This is a genomic window from Variovorax sp. CAN15 (assembly GCF_030462475.1).
Classification (GTDB): Bacteria; Pseudomonadota; Gammaproteobacteria; order Burkholderiales; family Burkholderiaceae_C; genus Variovorax.
The window spans coordinates 17,824-32,716 of the sequence record NZ_JASMRZ010000006.1 but is presented as its reverse complement, the minus strand read 5'-3'; the positions used below and the strand labels follow the sequence as shown (position 1 = coordinate 32,716).

The following is a 14,893-nucleotide window of genomic DNA, read 5'->3' as shown; positions in this document are numbered from 1 at the left end:
GCGCACTTCGTGTCGTTTCGCCCACCCCCTTCCAGGGGGCGATAGCAGCGGCCCGGCAAAGCCGGTTCCGCGGTATCCCTGGAAGGTGGCTGCGCATCCGCCAGGCATCTCGAGTTTCGCGATGCTGCCGTCGAGTTCCCGCGTGCGGCTGATGGAGGCACAGCGCATCGGCGTTTTCGGCGGCGCGTTCGATCCGCCGCACAACGCCCATGTGGCCCTTGCCGAAGCCGCGATGGCGCAGCTCGATCTCGACGAGCTGCACGTGATTCCCACCGGCCAGGCCTGGCACAAGAGCAGGGCGCTCACGCCGAAGGAAGACCGCCTCGCCATGACCCGGCTGGCCTTCGGCGACCTGAAGGGCACCGTCGTGGTCGACAGCCGCGAAGTGCTGCGCGACGGCCCCACCTACACCCTCGACACCCTCCACGAACTGCAGCGCGAGCAGCCCGGTGCGCAGCTGGTGCTGATCATGGGCGCCGACCAGGCCAGCGCGCTGCCGACCTGGCATGGCTGGCAGGATATACTCGGCATTGCTATTGTTTCTGTAGCGTATCGCGCACTATCGACGGGTAACACTGCCCGTTTTGATCCGAAATCACTGCCCGGCCTTCCGCCCGGCGCGCGTTTCGAGGCGCTCGAACTGCCTCCCATGGACATCAGCGCCACCGAGATCCGGCGGCGCGCGGCGCTCGGCGTGGACATTTCCTCGCTGGTTCCGCCCACGGTTGCACGCTATATTGACCAACACCACCTCTACCGCACTGCCTGATGACCACTGAAGCCGCCGCAAAGAAAGACACCCAGAAACTCCAGCGAGCCATCATCGATGGTCTCGAAGACGTCAAGGCGCAGGACATCCAGGTTTTCGACACCGAGCATCTCTCGCCGCTGTTCGAGCGCGTGATCGTCGCCTCGGGCACCTCCAACCGCCAGACCAAGGCGCTGGCCGCCAGCGTGCGCGATGCGGTGCGCGAGGCGGGCTTCGCCAAGCCGCGCGTCGAGGGCGAGGACAACGGCGAGTGGATCATCGTGGACTGCGGCTCGGCCGTGGCGCACATCATGCAGCCCGCCATCCGCCAGTACTACCACCTGGAAGAGATCTGGGGCGACAAGCCGGTGCGCGCCAAGCTCGGCGGCACCAAGCCTGCGGTGGCGACTGCCTCGAAGGTCGTCACCGAAGAGAAGAAGGCCGCCGCCAAGGCCCCGACGCTGCGCCGTTCGAGCGCCGCCAAGACCGCGATCCGTGCGGCCGAGCAGGAAGCCAAGGCGGCGAAAGCGCCAGCAGCCAAGAAGACGGCCGCGAAGAAGGCGCCTGCAAAGAAGACCGCCACCGCGCGCGTGCCGGTCAAGGTCGTGGGCAAGCCTGCTGCCAAGAAGCCGGCGGCAAAGAAGACGACGGCCGCCAGGAAGGCGCCAGCCCGCCGCGCATGAAGCTGCTGGTGGTCGCCGTCGGGCAGCGCATGCCCGATTGGGCTCAGACTGCCTGGGACGACTACGCCAAGCGCTTTCCGCCCGAGCTCAAGCTCGAGCTGCGCGCCGTCAAGACAGAGCCGCGCGGCTCCAAGACACTGGAAACGCTCTATGCCGCCGAGCGCGAGCGCATCGAAGGCGCCATCGCGCGCGGTATGCGCATCGTGGTGCTCGACGAGCGCGGCACGGCGCTGACCACCAAGGCCCTCGCCGCGCGCCTGCAGGCCTGGCAGGGCGAGGGCGATGACGTCGCCCTGGTCATCGGCGGGCCCGACGGGCTCGACCCGGCCTTCAAGGCCGCGGCCCACGAACGCATCCGGCTGTCCGACCTCACGCTGCCGCACGCGATGGCGCGCGTGCTGCTGGTCGAGCAGCTGTACCGTGCGTGGTCGGTCAACGCGGGCCATCCTTACCACCGCGAATGACGAACGCCGACGGGCAGCTTGCGTTGCTCGAGCCAAGTGGCCATGCGCTGGTGTCGGCGCTGTTGTTGCAGGACGCCGAGGAAGCTCAGGCCCTGCGAGCCGCTTCTCCTCGAACGGTCCGTACGGCGCGCGAGACGGCGCGCATGCCTCCTCACGCGAAGTCGCCGGCGCGCCGCCGCGTTCTTCACTTTCTGTTCGGACCCCCGGGGCCTGCCGCACGGACTGGTCCGGAATTGCATGGTGGCCGGCGTACAGCCGTGCCCACAGGAGACTTGAACCTTGCCGGATTTCATCTACCTCGCTTCGCAGAGCCCGCGCCGCGCCCAGTTGCTCGGCCAGCTCGGCGTTCGCCATGAACTGCTGCTGGCCGATGCCGACGAGGATGCCGAGTCGCTGGAAGCCGTGCTGCCCAACGAGGCCCCGGCCACCTACGTGCAGCGCGTCACCGGACTGAAGCTCGACGCCGCCGTGGCCCGGATGCGCAAGCGTGGCCTGCCGGACGCGCCGGTGCTCTGCGCCGACACCACGGTCGCGCTCGGCCGCGCCATCCTCGGCAAGCCCGAAGACGAAAAGGACGCTGCGCGGATGCTGCGGATGCTTTCCGGCACCACGCACCGTGTGCTCACTGCCGTGGCGTTGCACCATGGCAAGAAGAGCCATGCCGCGCTCAGCGTGTCGCGCGTGCGCTTCGCCGACATCACGAAGTCGCAGATCGCGCGCTATGCCGAAAGCGGCGAGCCGATGGGCAAGGCCGGCGCGTACGCCATCCAGGGCGCGGCAGCCGCGTTCATCGAGCACATCAGCGGGTCCTATTCGGGCATCATGGGCCTCCCCATGTTCGAGACGGCAGGGCTGCTTCGAGCCGCCGGATTCAAAACCTGAGAACTCCATGCAGGACATATTGATCAACTGGTCTCCTCAAGAGACCCGCGTGGCGCTGATCGAGCACGGCGCGGTGCAGGAACTGCACGTCGAACGCACGCTGGAGCGCGGGCTGGTCGGCAACATCTACCTGGGCAAGGTGTCGCGCGTGCTGCCGGGCATGCAGTCGGCGTTCATCGACATCGGCCTGGAACGCACTGCCTTCCTGCACGTGGCCGACATCGTGGCGCCCTTCACGCCGGGCTCGCGCCCCAGCGCGCCGGCGCCCGAGCGCGACCACCGCAATGGCGGGCCGATGGTGCCCATCGAGAAGCAGGTGTTCGAGGGCCAGTCGCTGCTGGTGCAGGTCATCAAGGACCCCATCGGCACCAAGGGCGCGCGGCTCTCGACGCAGATCAGCATCGCCGGGCGGCTGCTGGTGTTCCTGCCACAGGACAACCACATCGGCGTGTCGCAGAAGATCCCCGCGGAGCAGCGCGAGTCGCTGCGCAACCGCATGCTGGCACTCATCGAGGCTGCCGCGGCGGCCGACAGCGGCGGCGTGGTGCCGGCCAACACGGGTGGCTTCATCCTGCGCACCAATGGCGAAGATTCCAGCGATGCCGAGCTGGCCGAGGACATCGCCTACCTGCGCAAGACCTGGTCGCGCATCCGCGAAGCCTCGATGCGCATGCCTCCGATGTCGCTGCTGCACCAGGACCTGAGCCTGCTGCAGCGCGTGCTGCGCGACATGACGAGCGAGGACACGCAGACCATCCGCATCGACTCGCGCGAGCAGTTCGAGGTGCTGCTGAAGTTCGGCCTCGAATTCATGCCCAAGGCGGCCGGCAAGCTGCAGCACTACAAGGGCGAGCGGCCGATCTTCGACCTGTATTCGGTCGACGAGGAAATCGCCAAGGCACTGGGCCGGCGGGTCGACCTGAAGTCGGGAGGCTACCTCGTGGTCGACCAGACCGAGGCGCTGACCACGGTGGACGTGAACACGGGCGGCTTCGTCGGCGCACGCAACTTCGACGACACCATCTTCAAGACGAATCTGGAGGCCGCGCAGGCCATCGCGCGGCAGCTGCGGTTGCGCAACCTGGGCGGGATCATCATCGTCGACTTCATCGACATGGGCCGCGACGACCACCGTGAGCAGGTGCTGGCCGAGTTCCGCAAGCAGCTCGCGCGCGACCGCGTGAAGACCACGGCGGGCGGCTTCTCGCAACTGGGGCTGGTGGAAATGACGCGCAAGCGCACGCGCGAATCGCTGGCGCACATGCTGTGCGAGCCCTGCATCGCCTGCGGCGGCCAGGGCATCGTGAAGACAGCGCGCAGCGTGGCCTATGACGTGATGCGTGAAATCCTGCGCGAGGCGCGGCAGTTCACGCCGCGCGAGTTCCGTATCGTGTCGTCGCCTCAGGTGATCGAGTTGTTCCTCGACGAGGAAAGCCAGCATCTGGCGGGTTTGAGCGACTTCATCGGCAAGCCGATTTCGCTGCAGGCCGAGCCGGCGATCGGGCAGGGGCAGTACGACATCGTGCTGCTCTGACCGGGCAGGATCAGAGCGTCGGGTCCTGCCCCGGCGGCGCGCTGCGCACGGCCAGCGTCTGCAGCCGCGCATAGAGCCCGTCGAGCGCCATGAGTTGCTCGTGGCTGCCTTGCTCGGCGATGCGGCCTTGCTCCATCACGATGATCCGGTCGGCGTGCTGGATGGTCGAGAGGCGGTGCGCCACGATCAGCGTGGTGCGGTTCTGCATCAGGCGCTGAAGGGCGTCCTGCACCAGGCGTTCGGATTCGGTGTCGAGGGCAGACGTGGCCTCGTCGAGCAGCAGCACGGGCGCATTCTTGTAGAGCGCGCGGGCAATGGCGAGCCGCTGGCGCTGGCCGCCCGAGAGCTGCGTGGCGTTGTGGCCCAGCACGGTGTCGATGCCCTGGGGCAGGATCTCGACGTGCGCGCTCAGGTTGGCCGCCTCTATGCACTGCAGCACGCGCTCGCGGTCGACCTCGGCGCCCAGCGCCACGTTGGCGGCCAGCGTGTCGTTGAGCATCACAACGTCCTGGCTCACCATCGCGAACTGGGCGCGCAGGCTCTTGAGCTGCCATTCGCTGGTGTCGTGCCCGTCGAGCAGTACCTGGCCGCTGCTGGGCTGCACGAAGCGCGGCAGCAGGTTGACCAGCGTGGTCTTGCCCGAGCCCGAAGGACCGACGAAGGCCACCACCTGGCCGGGTTCGATGGTCAGGTTCACGCCGTCGAGCGCGCGAAGCTCGTCGTCGCCGCGGTAGCTGACCCGCACGTTGCGCAGTTCGATGCGGCCCTGGGCATGCTCGAGGCTGAAGCTGCCCTGCGATTCCGGGGCGACTTCGTCGATGAGGATCAGCCCGCGCTCCAGCGCGGCGAGGCCGCGCGTGATCGGCCCGGCCACCTCGGCAAGGCGGCGGATCGGCGCGATCAGCATCAGCATGGCCGTGATGTACGCCACGAAGYCGCCCACGGTGAAGCCCTGCTTGCCGCTTTGCCACAGCGCGATCATCACCACCACTGAAAGCGCCAGCGACGCCATCATCTGCGTGAGCGGCGTCGTGGCGGCCTGGGCGATGGTCGATTTGACGGCCAGCCGGTTCAGGCGCTGGCTGAGCTGCTCGAAGCGTCGGCCCTGGGCGTCCTCGGCGCCGTGCAGCCGCACCACGCGGTGGGCGAGCACGTTTTCCTCGACCACGTAGGCCAACTCGTCGGTGGCCTGCTGGCCCTGCAGGGTCAGCCGGTAGAGCCGCTTGGAGAACACTTTCATGATCCAGGAGATGCTGGGCACAAGGAAGGCGACGATGAGCGTGAGCTTCCAGTTCAGGTAGACCAGATAGCCCAGCAGCGCGATCAGCGTGAAGCCGTCGCGCGTGAGGCCGAGCAGCGCCTGCACAAGCAGCATCGCGCCGGTCTGCACTTCATAGACGACCGTGTTCGAAAGGGCGCTGGCCGATTGCCGGGCGAACAGTGCGAGCTCGGCGCCGAGCAGCCGCTCGAACAGCACCCGTCGCAGTTTCTGCATACCTTCGTTGGCGATGCGCGAAAGCGCGTACTGTGAAATGAACTGCGCGATGCCGCGCACCGCGAACAGCAGCAGCACGGCGGCGGGCACGAACCACAGCGGCATTTCGCCGCGCGTGAAACCCCGGTCGAGCAGTGGCTTCAACAGAGCCGCCATGAGCGGCTCGGTAACCGCGGCGAGCACCGCTCCGATGAGACCGAGGGCCCACCACTGGCGGGAGCCGCCGAACCAGGTCATGAGTCGCGCCAGACGGCGCATCAGGGGAGGGCGCGCGCTCTCGGCGCCGGGGGATGCTTGCATGGCGGCGGATTCTACGGGTGGGGCCTGCGCAGGCTTGCTGCCGCCGTGCCTGTAGGACCGCGCCGATGGATAAACGTTTTGTGACGGCGCTGCTGGGCCAGTGTGTAACATGTGGCCCGTTGAAGCCGGGAGAACTTTTTCACCCCGAAACCTCTCCGAACCGCATGAACAAGCCGTTGCCAGCTCAAAATCCAACTCCTTCTTCATCGCTATTTGCACGCCGCACCCTCATTGCGGCCCTCGCTGCAACCCCCATGATCCCTGCTCTGGCCCAGTTCCGGGTCGAGGTTTCCGGTGTGGGGCTCACGCAGTTGCCGATCGCGCTCGTTCCCTTCAAGGGGCAGGAATCGTCCCCGCAGAAGATCTCGGACATCGTCCAGGCCGACCTGGAGCGTAGCGGCCAGTTCCGCGGCGTCGATGCCTCGGGCCAGGCGCTGGACGAGGCGTCGCGCCCCGATCTTTCGCTGTGGCGCCAGCGCACCGCCGACTCGCTCGTGGCGGGCAGCATCACCCGGCTGGCCGACGGCCGCTTCGACGTGCGCTTCCGCCTGTGGGACGTGGTGAAGGGGCAGGATCTGGGCGGCCAGAGCTACACCGTTCCCCAGGGCGACCTTCGATTGGCATCGCACCGCATCGCCGACTACGTTTACGAGAAGCTGACCGGCGAAAAGGGCATCTTCTCGACCCGCATCGCCTACGTCACCAAGGCGGGAAGCCGCTACTCGCTGTGGGTGGCGGACGCCGACGGCGAGAACGCCCAGGCCGCGCTCGCCAGCCCCGAACCGATCATCTCGCCCTGCTGGTCGTCCAACGGCCAGCAGCTGGCTTACGTCTCCTTCGAGTCGCGCAAGCCGGTCGTGTACGTGCACAACGTGGCCACCGGCCAACGCCGCCTGCTCGCCAACTTCAAGGGCTCCAACAGCGCCCCGGCCTGGGCACCCGACGGAAATTCGCTGGCCGTCACGCTCAGCCGGGACGGCGGCTCGCAGCTTTTCTCCATTCCAGCCAGCGGCGGCGAACCCCGCCGCCTGACCCAGAGCTCCAGCATCGACACCGAGCCGGTGTACTCGGCCGACGGCAGCACGATCTACTTCGTGAGCGACCGCGGCGGCGCCCCCCAGATCTACAAGATGAGCGCTGGCGGTGGCAACCCGACGCGGGTGACCTTCAGCGGCACCTACAACATCTCTCCGTCTGTCAGCGGCGATGGCCGGTGGTTGGCCTACATCTCGCGAGTGGGCGGCGCCTTCAAACTCCATGTGATGGAGTTGGCAACCGGCAACGTCAACGCGATCACCGACACTTCCGCGGACGAAAGTCCAAGTTTTGCCCCGAACAGCAAGCTGATCGTCTATGCAACCCAGTTGCAGGGCCGTGAAGCCCTGATGACGACCACGCTCGATGGAAAAATAAAGGCACGACTGGCGGGGCAGGCGGGAGACATCCGTGAACCGGACTGGGGTCCGTTCCAAAAGCAATGACCAAGGTTTATTTGAGGAGTTTGAAAAAATGTTGAAACGCACGCTCTATTCGCTGGCCATCGTGGCTCTCATTGCCGGTTGCTCGTCGGGCACCAAGCTCAACGAAACGCCGGTGACCGATCGTTCCGGCACGGCTGGCGGCCAGCAGGGCGCCAGCACCGTGGCACCCGTCACCATCGACCCGACCGCGGGCACCGCGCAAGGCCCGGTGGGCGTGGCGCGCATCGTCTACTTCGACTACGACAGCTACACGGTCAAGCCCGAGTTCCAGTCGCTGATCGACGGCCATGCCCGGTTCCTGAAGGCCAACCCGCAACGCCGCGTTTCCATCGAAGGCCACACCGACGAACGCGGCGGCCGCGAGTACAACCTGGCCCTTGGCCAGAAGCGCTCCGAAGCCGTGCGTCGTGCGCTGACCCTGCTGGGCGTCAACGACAACCAGATCGAAGCCGTGAGCTTCGGCAAGGAAAAACCGGCCGTCACCGGCTCGGGCGAGGAAGTCTGGGCGCAGAATCGTCGCGCCGAAATCCGCTACACCCGGTGATGCCGCGCGCCCTAATGCGAGGCGCGGCGCTGGCCGCCGCCTTGCTTTGCGTCTCGGCGGCATCGCAGGCCGCGCTGTTCGAGGATGACGAGGCTCGCCGCGCCATTCTCGACCTGCGCCAGCGTGTCGAGGCCATGCGCCAGCAGACAGACCAGCGGCTCACCGACGAAAACGGCCAGCTGCGCCGCAGCCTGCTCGACCTGCAGAACCAGATCGAGCAGATGCGCGGCGATCTGGCCCGCATGACGGGGCAAAACGAGCAGCTCACGCGCACGCTGAGCGAATTGCAGTCGCGCCAGACCACCATCGACGACAAGCTTCGTCAGAGCGAGCCCTCGAAGGTGTCGGTGGACGGCCGCGAGTTCACCGCCGATCCCAAGGAAAAGGCCGACTTCGAGGCAGCCCTCGGCGTGTTCCGCTCGGGCCAGTTCGCGCAGGCGCAGACAGCGTTCGCCGAATTCGTCAAGCGCTACCCGCAAAGCGGCTACAACGCCTCGGCGCTGTTCTGGCTGGGCAATGCGCAGTACGCCACGCGCAACTACAACGAGGCCATCGCGAACTTCCGCTCCATGCTCTCGCTCGCGCCCGACCACGCCAAGGCTCCCGAGGCCGTGCTGTCGATCGCGAACTGCCAGATCGAGCTGAAGGACACGCGTGCCGCGCGCCGCACGCTGGAAGACCTGACCAAGGCCTACCCGCAGTCCGAAGCCGCTCAGGCTGGCCGCGAACGTCTCTCGCGCCTGCGCTGATGCGGGCGGAGCATTCCGCTTGAGCGCCATCATCGCTGCTGAATCTCTCACTCCTCCCACGGCTGCCGCGGATGTCATTACCGACATCTCGGCGCCTGACTTCGCGCGCCGCTTCGGCGGCCTCGAGCGGCTTTACGGCGTGGCTGGGGCCGCGCGCATCCGCGATGCGCATGTGCTGATCGTCGGCATCGGCGGCGTCGGCTCGTGGGCCGTCGAGGCGCTGGCGCGCAGCGGAGTGGGGCGCCTGACCATGATCGACCTCGACCATGTGTCGGAGTCGAACATCAACCGCCAGATCCACGCGCTCGACGCAACCGTCGGGCAGGCCAAGGTCGAGGCCATGCGCGAGCGCATCGCGCAGATCAACCCCGAGTGCAAGGTGCAGGCCATCGACGATTTCGTCGAGCCCGGCAACTGGCTTGCGCTTCTAGACGGGGCACAGGCCGCGAACGGGCCGGCAACGGCCATCATCGACGCCTGCGACCAGGTGAAGGCCAAGGTGGCGATGGCGGCCTGGGCGCGTGCATCGCGCACAGCGTTCATCACCGTGGGCGCTGCAGGCGGCAAGCGGCAGGCGCACAAGGTCGACATCGAAGATTTGTCGCTGGTCACGCACGACCCGCTGCTGGCCCAGCTCCGCCAGCGCCTGCGCAAGGAGCACGGCGCTCCGCGCGAAGGCCGCAAGATCGGTGTCGCCTGCGTCTTCAGCCGCGAAAGCGTGGCCCCGCCGGACGCCTCGTGCGCCATCGAAAGCGGCGATGGCACGCTCAACTGCCACGGCTACGGATCGGTGGTCAGCGTGACCGCGACTTTCGGACAATGCGCGGCAGGTTGGGTTCTGGACAAAATCGCGTCCAACGTCGCGCTATAATCTTTGGCTTTGCCGGATATCACTTCGGCAAAGAACAGAAAAATGGTTCCGGGACGTTAGCTCAGTTGGTAGAGCAGCGGACTTTTAATCCGTTGGTCACTGGTTCGAATCCAGTACGTCCTACCAGACCCTCTTCGAAATCCTCGCCTGCCTTGTGCACGCGAGGATTTTTTCTTGGCTGATGCAATACGTCGCGCCCGGCGACGCATCTTCAAGGCCGCTGCTGAGGACACCCCAGCCTGAACTGCCTGTCCCGCGTCCGATGCCGCTCCGCACGCTGCCAATCCTGCGTGTACATGCCTTGCGGCTGCCTCCCGAGTGCGTCCAGCGATTTGATGCGTTCGGCAAGATCGCTGCACTCGGCATCCATTCCGCGATCGACGTTCTGCGCTACCTGCCGCTCATATTCCTGCTGCTGCGCCGCGATGATCGCGTTGTTCCGTCGCGATGCCTCGCGCTCCTGCGGACTCATCCCATCGGCGATGTTCACGTCGCGCCGCAGGCGGACCGTGGTAGCGCGTGAGCCTTCGGGACACGGCCCATCGGAGTACGCGGCCCTGCCGGAGGGTGTGAGGCACTTCGTGACCTCGAAAGTGTCCGGTGTCGTCGTGCCTTCCTGGGGAAGTGGGTGCGGCACTGAAGGTGCAGGGCGACTGCTTGCCGATGCTGGTGCGGCAGGCGAGGGCGTCATGGTGGGGCGCCGCCCGACGGGCTGCGTCAGCAGCCACTCGGCCACGAGATAGAACACGAACACCACCAGCACGGCCACCACCAGCCACAGTGCCAGGCGACGTTCCGGCCGGGGCTGTCGCAAGCTCCGCTCCCAGGCGGCCATGGCCTCCTGGCGTTCTCGCATCGGATCGTGTTCGTCTTCGGTGCTCATGGAGCCGTAGTATCTGCGTTGAAGGCTTCCGCGGCCGGGCGAGCCCCGGCAAACAAAAGGCCCGCCATGGATCCATGGCGGGCCTTTTGGTTTGCAGCAGGCGCTTGGCTCTCACCTACGCAATCAGCTTTTCACTCTCCACATCAAAGAAAACCACCTTCGACAGATCGACCGAAAACCGCGCCCGCGCGCCAGCCGTCAGCGCCCCATCCGGCGCCAGCCGCGCAGTGAAGTCATGCCCATCGATATCGAGCAGCACCAGCGTGTCCGCCCCGGTCGGCTCGACCACCTGCACACGTGCTTCCAGATAGCACTGCGAGGGACCGGGCACCGTGTCCGAAGCAGCCAGGCTCACCGCCTCGGCCCGCAGACCGACGATGACATCCTGCCCGGTGCAGACCGCCTGCGGCACAGCCGCCAACACCTCCGCCGGCAGGTTGATCGCCGTCTCCCCGACGCCACCATCCGAAGCCACCAGCCGCAGCTCCCCATGCCGCCCGCTCGCCATCCGCACACGAAGCAGATTCATGCGCGGCGATCCCATGAAGCTTGCCACGAAGGTATTGGCCGGCCGGTTGTAGACCTCGTGCGGCGTGCCCAACTGCTGCAGCACGCCTCCTTTCATCACCGCGATGCGCGTGGCCAGCGTCATGGCCTCGATCTGGTCGTGGGTGACGTAGACGATGGTGGCGTTCAGGCGCTGGTGCAGCTTCTTGATCTCGGTGCGCATGTCCAGCCTCAGTTGCGCATCGAGGTTCGACAGCGGCTCGTCGAAGAGGTAGAGCTGCGGCTCGCGTGCCAAAGCGCGTCCGATGGCCACGCGCTGGCGCTGGCCGCCGGAGAGCTGGCGCGGCTTGCGGTCCATCAGGTGGCCGATCTGCAGCAGCTCGCCCACCTTCTTCACGCGCTCGGCGCGGGTGGCCTTGTCGACCTTGCGCATCTCCAGCGGAAACTCGATGTTCTTCGCCACCGTCATGTTGGGGTAGAGCGCGTACGACTGGAACACCATCGAGATGTTGCGCTCGGCCGGAGCCGCATGCGTGATGTCGCTGCCGTTGAGCTGCAGCCGGCCCTCGGTGGGCTCTTCCAGCCCCGCGACGATGTTCATCAGCGTGCTCTTGCCGCAGCCCGAGGGACCGACGAGCACCAGGAACTCGCCATCGTCCAGCGCGATGGAGATGTCGTGGAGGATGTGTACAGGGCCGAAGCTCTTGCGGATGCCAATCAAGTCCAGAGAAGCCATTCACCTACCTAAGTAACTAACCTTTGACCGAGCCGGCCATGAGGCCGCGCACGAAGTACTTGCCGGAAACCAGATACACGACGAGCGTCGGCAGCGCCGCGATGAAGGCGCCCGCGAAGTGCACGTTGTATTCCTTGACCCCCGTGGAACTGTTGACGAGGTTGTTCAGCGCCACGGTGATGGGGAAGGAGCTGTAGTCGCTGAACGAGGCTCCGAAGAGGAACTCGTTCCAGATGTTGGTGAACTGCCAGATCACCGTCACCACGACGATCGGCGTGCTGTTGGGCAGCAGGATGCGCCACAGCACGCCGAAGAAGCCCGCCCCGTCCATGCGCGCCGAGCGCACCAGCTCCTGGGGAAAGGCCGCGTAGTAGTTGCGGAAGAAGAGGGTGGTGAAGCCGATGCCGTACACGGTGTTGACGAACACCAGCCCCGTCACCGTGCCCGCGATGCCAAGCAGGCCCAGCGTCTTGGCCATCGGGATCAGCACGATCTGGAATGGGATGAACACCGAGAACAGCATCGCCGCGAACAGCAGGTGCGCGCCGCGCACCCTGAACTGCGTGAGGATGTAGCCGTTCACCGCGCCGATCAGCGTCGACAGCACCACGCCCGGCACCACCAGCAGGAACGAGTTGATGAAGTAGGGCTTCAGCCCCGTGGGCTGCACGCCGATCTGCGCGGTGCTCCAGGCGGCACGCCAGGGCGCGAGGGTCCAGTCCACCGGCAGCGTCATCAGGTTGCCGTTGCGGATCTCCTCCAGCGGTTTCAGCGAGTTGACGACCATCACGTACACCGGCATCAGGAACACCAGCGCCATCACGGCCAAGAGCGCGTAGAGCGCGATGCGCAGGCTTCGCTCAGCCATTGTTCTTCGCTCCCCGCATCTCGCGCAGCAGATAGGGCACCACCACGACGCTGATCGCCAGCAGCATCAGCACCGAGCTCGCGGCGCCCACGGCCATCTCGTTGCGCGCGAAGGTGTACTGGTACATGAAGACCGAAGGCAGCCAGGTCGAGCGCCCGGGCCCGCCGTTGGTCAGCGCGATCACCAGGTCGTAGGACTTGATCGCCATGTGCGCCAGGATCACGAAGGCCGAGACGAACACCGGCCCCAGCTGCGGGATCACGATGCGCGCGTAGATCTGCCAGGTGCGCGCGCCGTCGACGCGCGCGGCGCTGATCTGCTCGCTGTCCACGCCGCGCAGGCCGGCCAGGAACATCGCCATCACGAAGCCGGAGGTCTGCCACACGGCGGCGATGACCACGCAGTAGATCGCCATGTCGCCGTCCTTGATCCAGCCGAAGGAGAAGCTGTTCCAGCCCAGGCTCCGCAGCGTGTGCTCCAGGCCCACGCCGGGGTCGAGCAGCCATTTCCAGGCCGTGCCGGTGACGATCAGCGAGAGCGCCATCGGGTAGAGGAAGATGGAGCGCAGCACGCCCTCGGCGCGGATCTTCTGGTCGATCAGTATCGCCAGCGCCAGCCCCAGCACCATCGCAACGACGATGTAGAGGCTGGCGAACACCGCGAGGTTGCGCAGCGACACCTCCCAGTTCTCCAGGCCGAGCAGGCGTTCGTAGTTCGCCGTGCCCGCCCACTCGGCGGTGGGCAGCATGGTCGATGTCGTGAACGACAGGTACACCGTGAACATGATGTACCCGTACACGCAGACCAGCACGAGCAGGGCGCTGGGGCTCAGCAGGAGCCGGGGGAGCAGGTTGGTTTTCAAGGGCGGTAGCAGGCGTCGATGGGGTCTTCAGTTCTTCGCCGCAGACACCAGTGCCGCAACGGCCTTCCTGTCGTCCAGCTGGCCGTTGAAGTGCCGCGTGATCACGTCGTAGAAGGCGTTCTTGATCGACGCGGGCACCGCGTGGCCATGCGCCATCGAGCCCACCAGCGTGTTGGCCGCGCTGGCCTCGGCCACGTCCTTGATGGCCTTCTTGCCGCAGGCGTCGAAGGCCGTGTCCGGCACATCGATGCGCGCGGGCGCCGAGCCTTTCACCACGTTGAAGGCCGACTGGAAGCCCGGCTCCATGATCGCGGCGGCCAGCTTCTGCTGGGCGGCTTCCTTGTCGGCGTCCTTCATCCTGAACATCACGAACTGATCGGTGTTGAAGGTGACCACGCCCTGCGTGCCCGGAAAGCGGAAGCAGGCGAAGTCCTTGCCCGGTACCTGCCTGGCGTTGATGAACTCGCCCTTGGCCCAGTCGCCCATCACCTGGAAGCCGGCCTTGCCGCCGATCACCATGCCCGAGGCGACGTTCCAGTCGCGGCCCGAGAAGTCCTTGTCCACCAGCTTGCGCAGCTGGCTCATGCGCTGGAACACCTTCTCGGTGGTGGGCGAGCCGATGGTCCTGGCGTCGAGTTCGATGAACACCTTGCGGTAGTAGTCGATGCCGCCGGTGGAGAGCGCCACGCTCTCGAACAGCGTCGCGTCCTGCCACGGCTGGCCGCCGTGGGCGATGGCGACGAAGCCGGCCTTCTGCACCTTTTGCGCGGCGGCGATGAACTCGTCCCAGGTCTTGGGCTCGGCCGTCACGCCGGCCTTGGCCAGAACCGCCTGGTTGGCCCACACCCAGTTGGTCGAATGGATGTTGACCGGCGCCGCGATCCACTTGCCGTTGTACTTCGAGAACTTCTGCAGCGCGGGCGGCACCACCTTGTCCCAGCCGCCTTTCCGGGCGAGCTCGTTGAGGTCGGCCACCACGCCCTGCTTGCCCCAGTCGAGGATGTCGAAGCCCTGCATCTGCGAAGCGGTGGGCGGATTGCCCGAGGTCACGCGAGCCCGCAGCGCGGTCATGGCGGCCTCGCCGCTGCCGCCGGCCACGGGCATGTCGTTCCACTTGACGCCCTGTTTCTCGAGATTGCCCTTGAGCACGTTGAGCGCGCCGGCCTCGCCGCCGGAGGTCCACCAGTGCAGGACTTCCACGCTTTGCTGCTGCTGCGCCATTGCGGCGCCGCTTCCCATGGCGAGGCTGAGGGCGGCTGCGGCGAATCGGGATGAGGTCTTCATGT

Annotated in this window: 15 protein-coding genes and 1 tRNA gene; 10 read left to right on the top strand and 6 right to left on the bottom strand. The window is 66.5% G+C overall.

Annotated features, from left to right (window positions below):
* Positions 1 to 121: 121 nt before the first annotated feature.
* From nadD to rng, 5 genes are all read left to right on the top strand, one after another.
* Positions 122 to 769, top strand: coding sequence for a nicotinate-nucleotide adenylyltransferase (gene nadD / locus QMO14_RS06895; protein ID WP_301505635.1), 648 nt, complete (start codon positions 122 to 124; stop codon positions 767 to 769).
* The gene (gene rsfS / locus QMO14_RS06890) at positions 769 to 1,431 is read left to right on the top strand and encodes a ribosome silencing factor (RefSeq protein WP_301505634.1); all 663 of its coding nucleotides are present in this window, start codon (positions 769 to 771) and stop codon (positions 1,429 to 1,431) included. The genes nadD and rsfS overlap by 1 nt, the downstream gene beginning before the upstream one ends.
* Positions 1,428 to 1,895 (top strand): 23S rRNA (pseudouridine(1915)-N(3))-methyltransferase RlmH, encoded by a 468-nt coding sequence (rlmH, locus tag QMO14_RS06885; protein WP_126181685.1) that lies wholly within the window; start codon positions 1,428 to 1,430, stop codon positions 1,893 to 1,895. The genes rsfS and rlmH overlap by 4 nt, the downstream gene beginning before the upstream one ends.
* Before the next feature lie 279 nt (positions 1,896 to 2,174).
* A complete protein-coding gene (locus QMO14_RS06880; RefSeq protein ID WP_301505633.1) occupies positions 2,175 to 2,777 on the top strand; it encodes a nucleoside triphosphate pyrophosphatase in 603 nt (200 codons plus the stop codon).
* A gap of 7 nt (positions 2,778 to 2,784) precedes the next feature.
* Positions 2,785 to 4,311: a ribonuclease G gene (gene rng / locus QMO14_RS06875; protein WP_301505632.1), complete on the top strand. Its 1,527-nt coding sequence runs from the start codon at positions 2,785 to 2,787 to the stop codon at positions 4,309 to 4,311.
* Positions 4,312 to 4,321: 10 nt separating this feature from the next.
* Here rng and msbA read toward each other — a convergent pair whose 3' ends face one another.
* Positions 4,322 to 6,106: a lipid A export permease/ATP-binding protein MsbA gene (gene msbA / locus QMO14_RS06870; RefSeq protein ID WP_301505631.1), complete on the bottom strand. Its 1,785-nt coding sequence runs from the start codon at positions 6,104 to 6,106 to the stop codon at positions 4,322 to 4,324.
* A 254-nt stretch (positions 6,107 to 6,360) separates the two neighbouring features.
* On the opposite strand from msbA, the gene tolB reads away from it, so the two are divergent.
* The 5 genes from tolB to QMO14_RS06845 all read left to right on the top strand — a co-directional run bounded on the left by tolB (position 6,361) and on the right by QMO14_RS06845 (position 9,877).
* Complete coding sequence (tolB, locus tag QMO14_RS06865; protein ID WP_301505630.1) at positions 6,361 to 7,587, top strand: Tol-Pal system beta propeller repeat protein TolB; 1,227 nt, start codon at positions 6,361 to 6,363, stop codon at positions 7,585 to 7,587.
* 28 nt (positions 7,588 to 7,615) lie between these two features.
* The gene (gene pal / locus QMO14_RS06860; protein WP_301505629.1) at positions 7,616 to 8,131 is read left to right on the top strand and encodes a peptidoglycan-associated lipoprotein Pal; all 516 of its coding nucleotides are present in this window, start codon (positions 7,616 to 7,618) and stop codon (positions 8,129 to 8,131) included.
* Positions 8,131 to 8,880, top strand: a complete 750-nt coding sequence (ybgF, locus tag QMO14_RS06855) for a tol-pal system protein YbgF (protein WP_301505628.1) — start codon at positions 8,131 to 8,133, stop codon at positions 8,878 to 8,880. Before pal ends, ybgF begins: the two co-directional genes overlap by 1 nt.
* A gap of 76 nt (positions 8,881 to 8,956) precedes the next feature.
* A complete protein-coding gene (locus tag QMO14_RS06850) occupies positions 8,957 to 9,751 on the top strand; it encodes a tRNA threonylcarbamoyladenosine dehydratase (RefSeq protein WP_301505775.1) in 795 nt (264 codons plus the stop codon).
* Positions 9,752 to 9,801: 50 nt separating this feature from the next.
* Positions 9,802 to 9,877 (top strand) — tRNA-Lys (locus QMO14_RS06845).
* A gap of 85 nt (positions 9,878 to 9,962) precedes the next feature.
* On the opposite strand, the gene QMO14_RS06840 is transcribed toward QMO14_RS06845, so the two are convergent.
* From QMO14_RS06840 to QMO14_RS06820, 5 genes are all read right to left on the bottom strand, one after another.
* The gene (locus QMO14_RS06840; RefSeq protein ID WP_301505627.1) at positions 9,963 to 10,634 is read right to left on the bottom strand and encodes a hypothetical protein; all 672 of its coding nucleotides are present in this window, start codon (positions 10,632 to 10,634) and stop codon (positions 9,963 to 9,965) included.
* Positions 10,635 to 10,749: 115 nt separating this feature from the next.
* Positions 10,750 to 11,877 carry an ABC transporter ATP-binding protein gene (locus tag QMO14_RS06835; protein ID WP_301505626.1) on the bottom strand — a complete coding sequence of 376 codons (1,128 nt, stop codon included), beginning with the start codon at positions 11,875 to 11,877 and terminating at the stop codon, positions 10,750 to 10,752.
* Positions 11,878 to 11,893: 16 nt separating this feature from the next.
* Positions 11,894 to 12,745, bottom strand: coding sequence for a carbohydrate ABC transporter permease (locus tag QMO14_RS06830; protein WP_301505625.1), 852 nt, complete (start codon positions 12,743 to 12,745; stop codon positions 11,894 to 11,896).
* Positions 12,738 to 13,607 (bottom strand): carbohydrate ABC transporter permease, encoded by an 870-nt coding sequence (locus QMO14_RS06825; RefSeq protein ID WP_301505624.1) that lies wholly within the window; start codon positions 13,605 to 13,607, stop codon positions 12,738 to 12,740. The genes QMO14_RS06830 and QMO14_RS06825 overlap by 8 nt, the downstream gene beginning before the upstream one ends.
* Positions 13,608 to 13,634: 27 nt before the next feature.
* Entirely contained in the window at positions 13,635 to 14,891 is a 1,257-nt protein-coding gene (locus QMO14_RS06820) for an ABC transporter substrate-binding protein (protein WP_301505623.1), read from the bottom strand.
* Between the last annotated feature and the right edge of the window lie 2 nt (positions 14,892 to 14,893).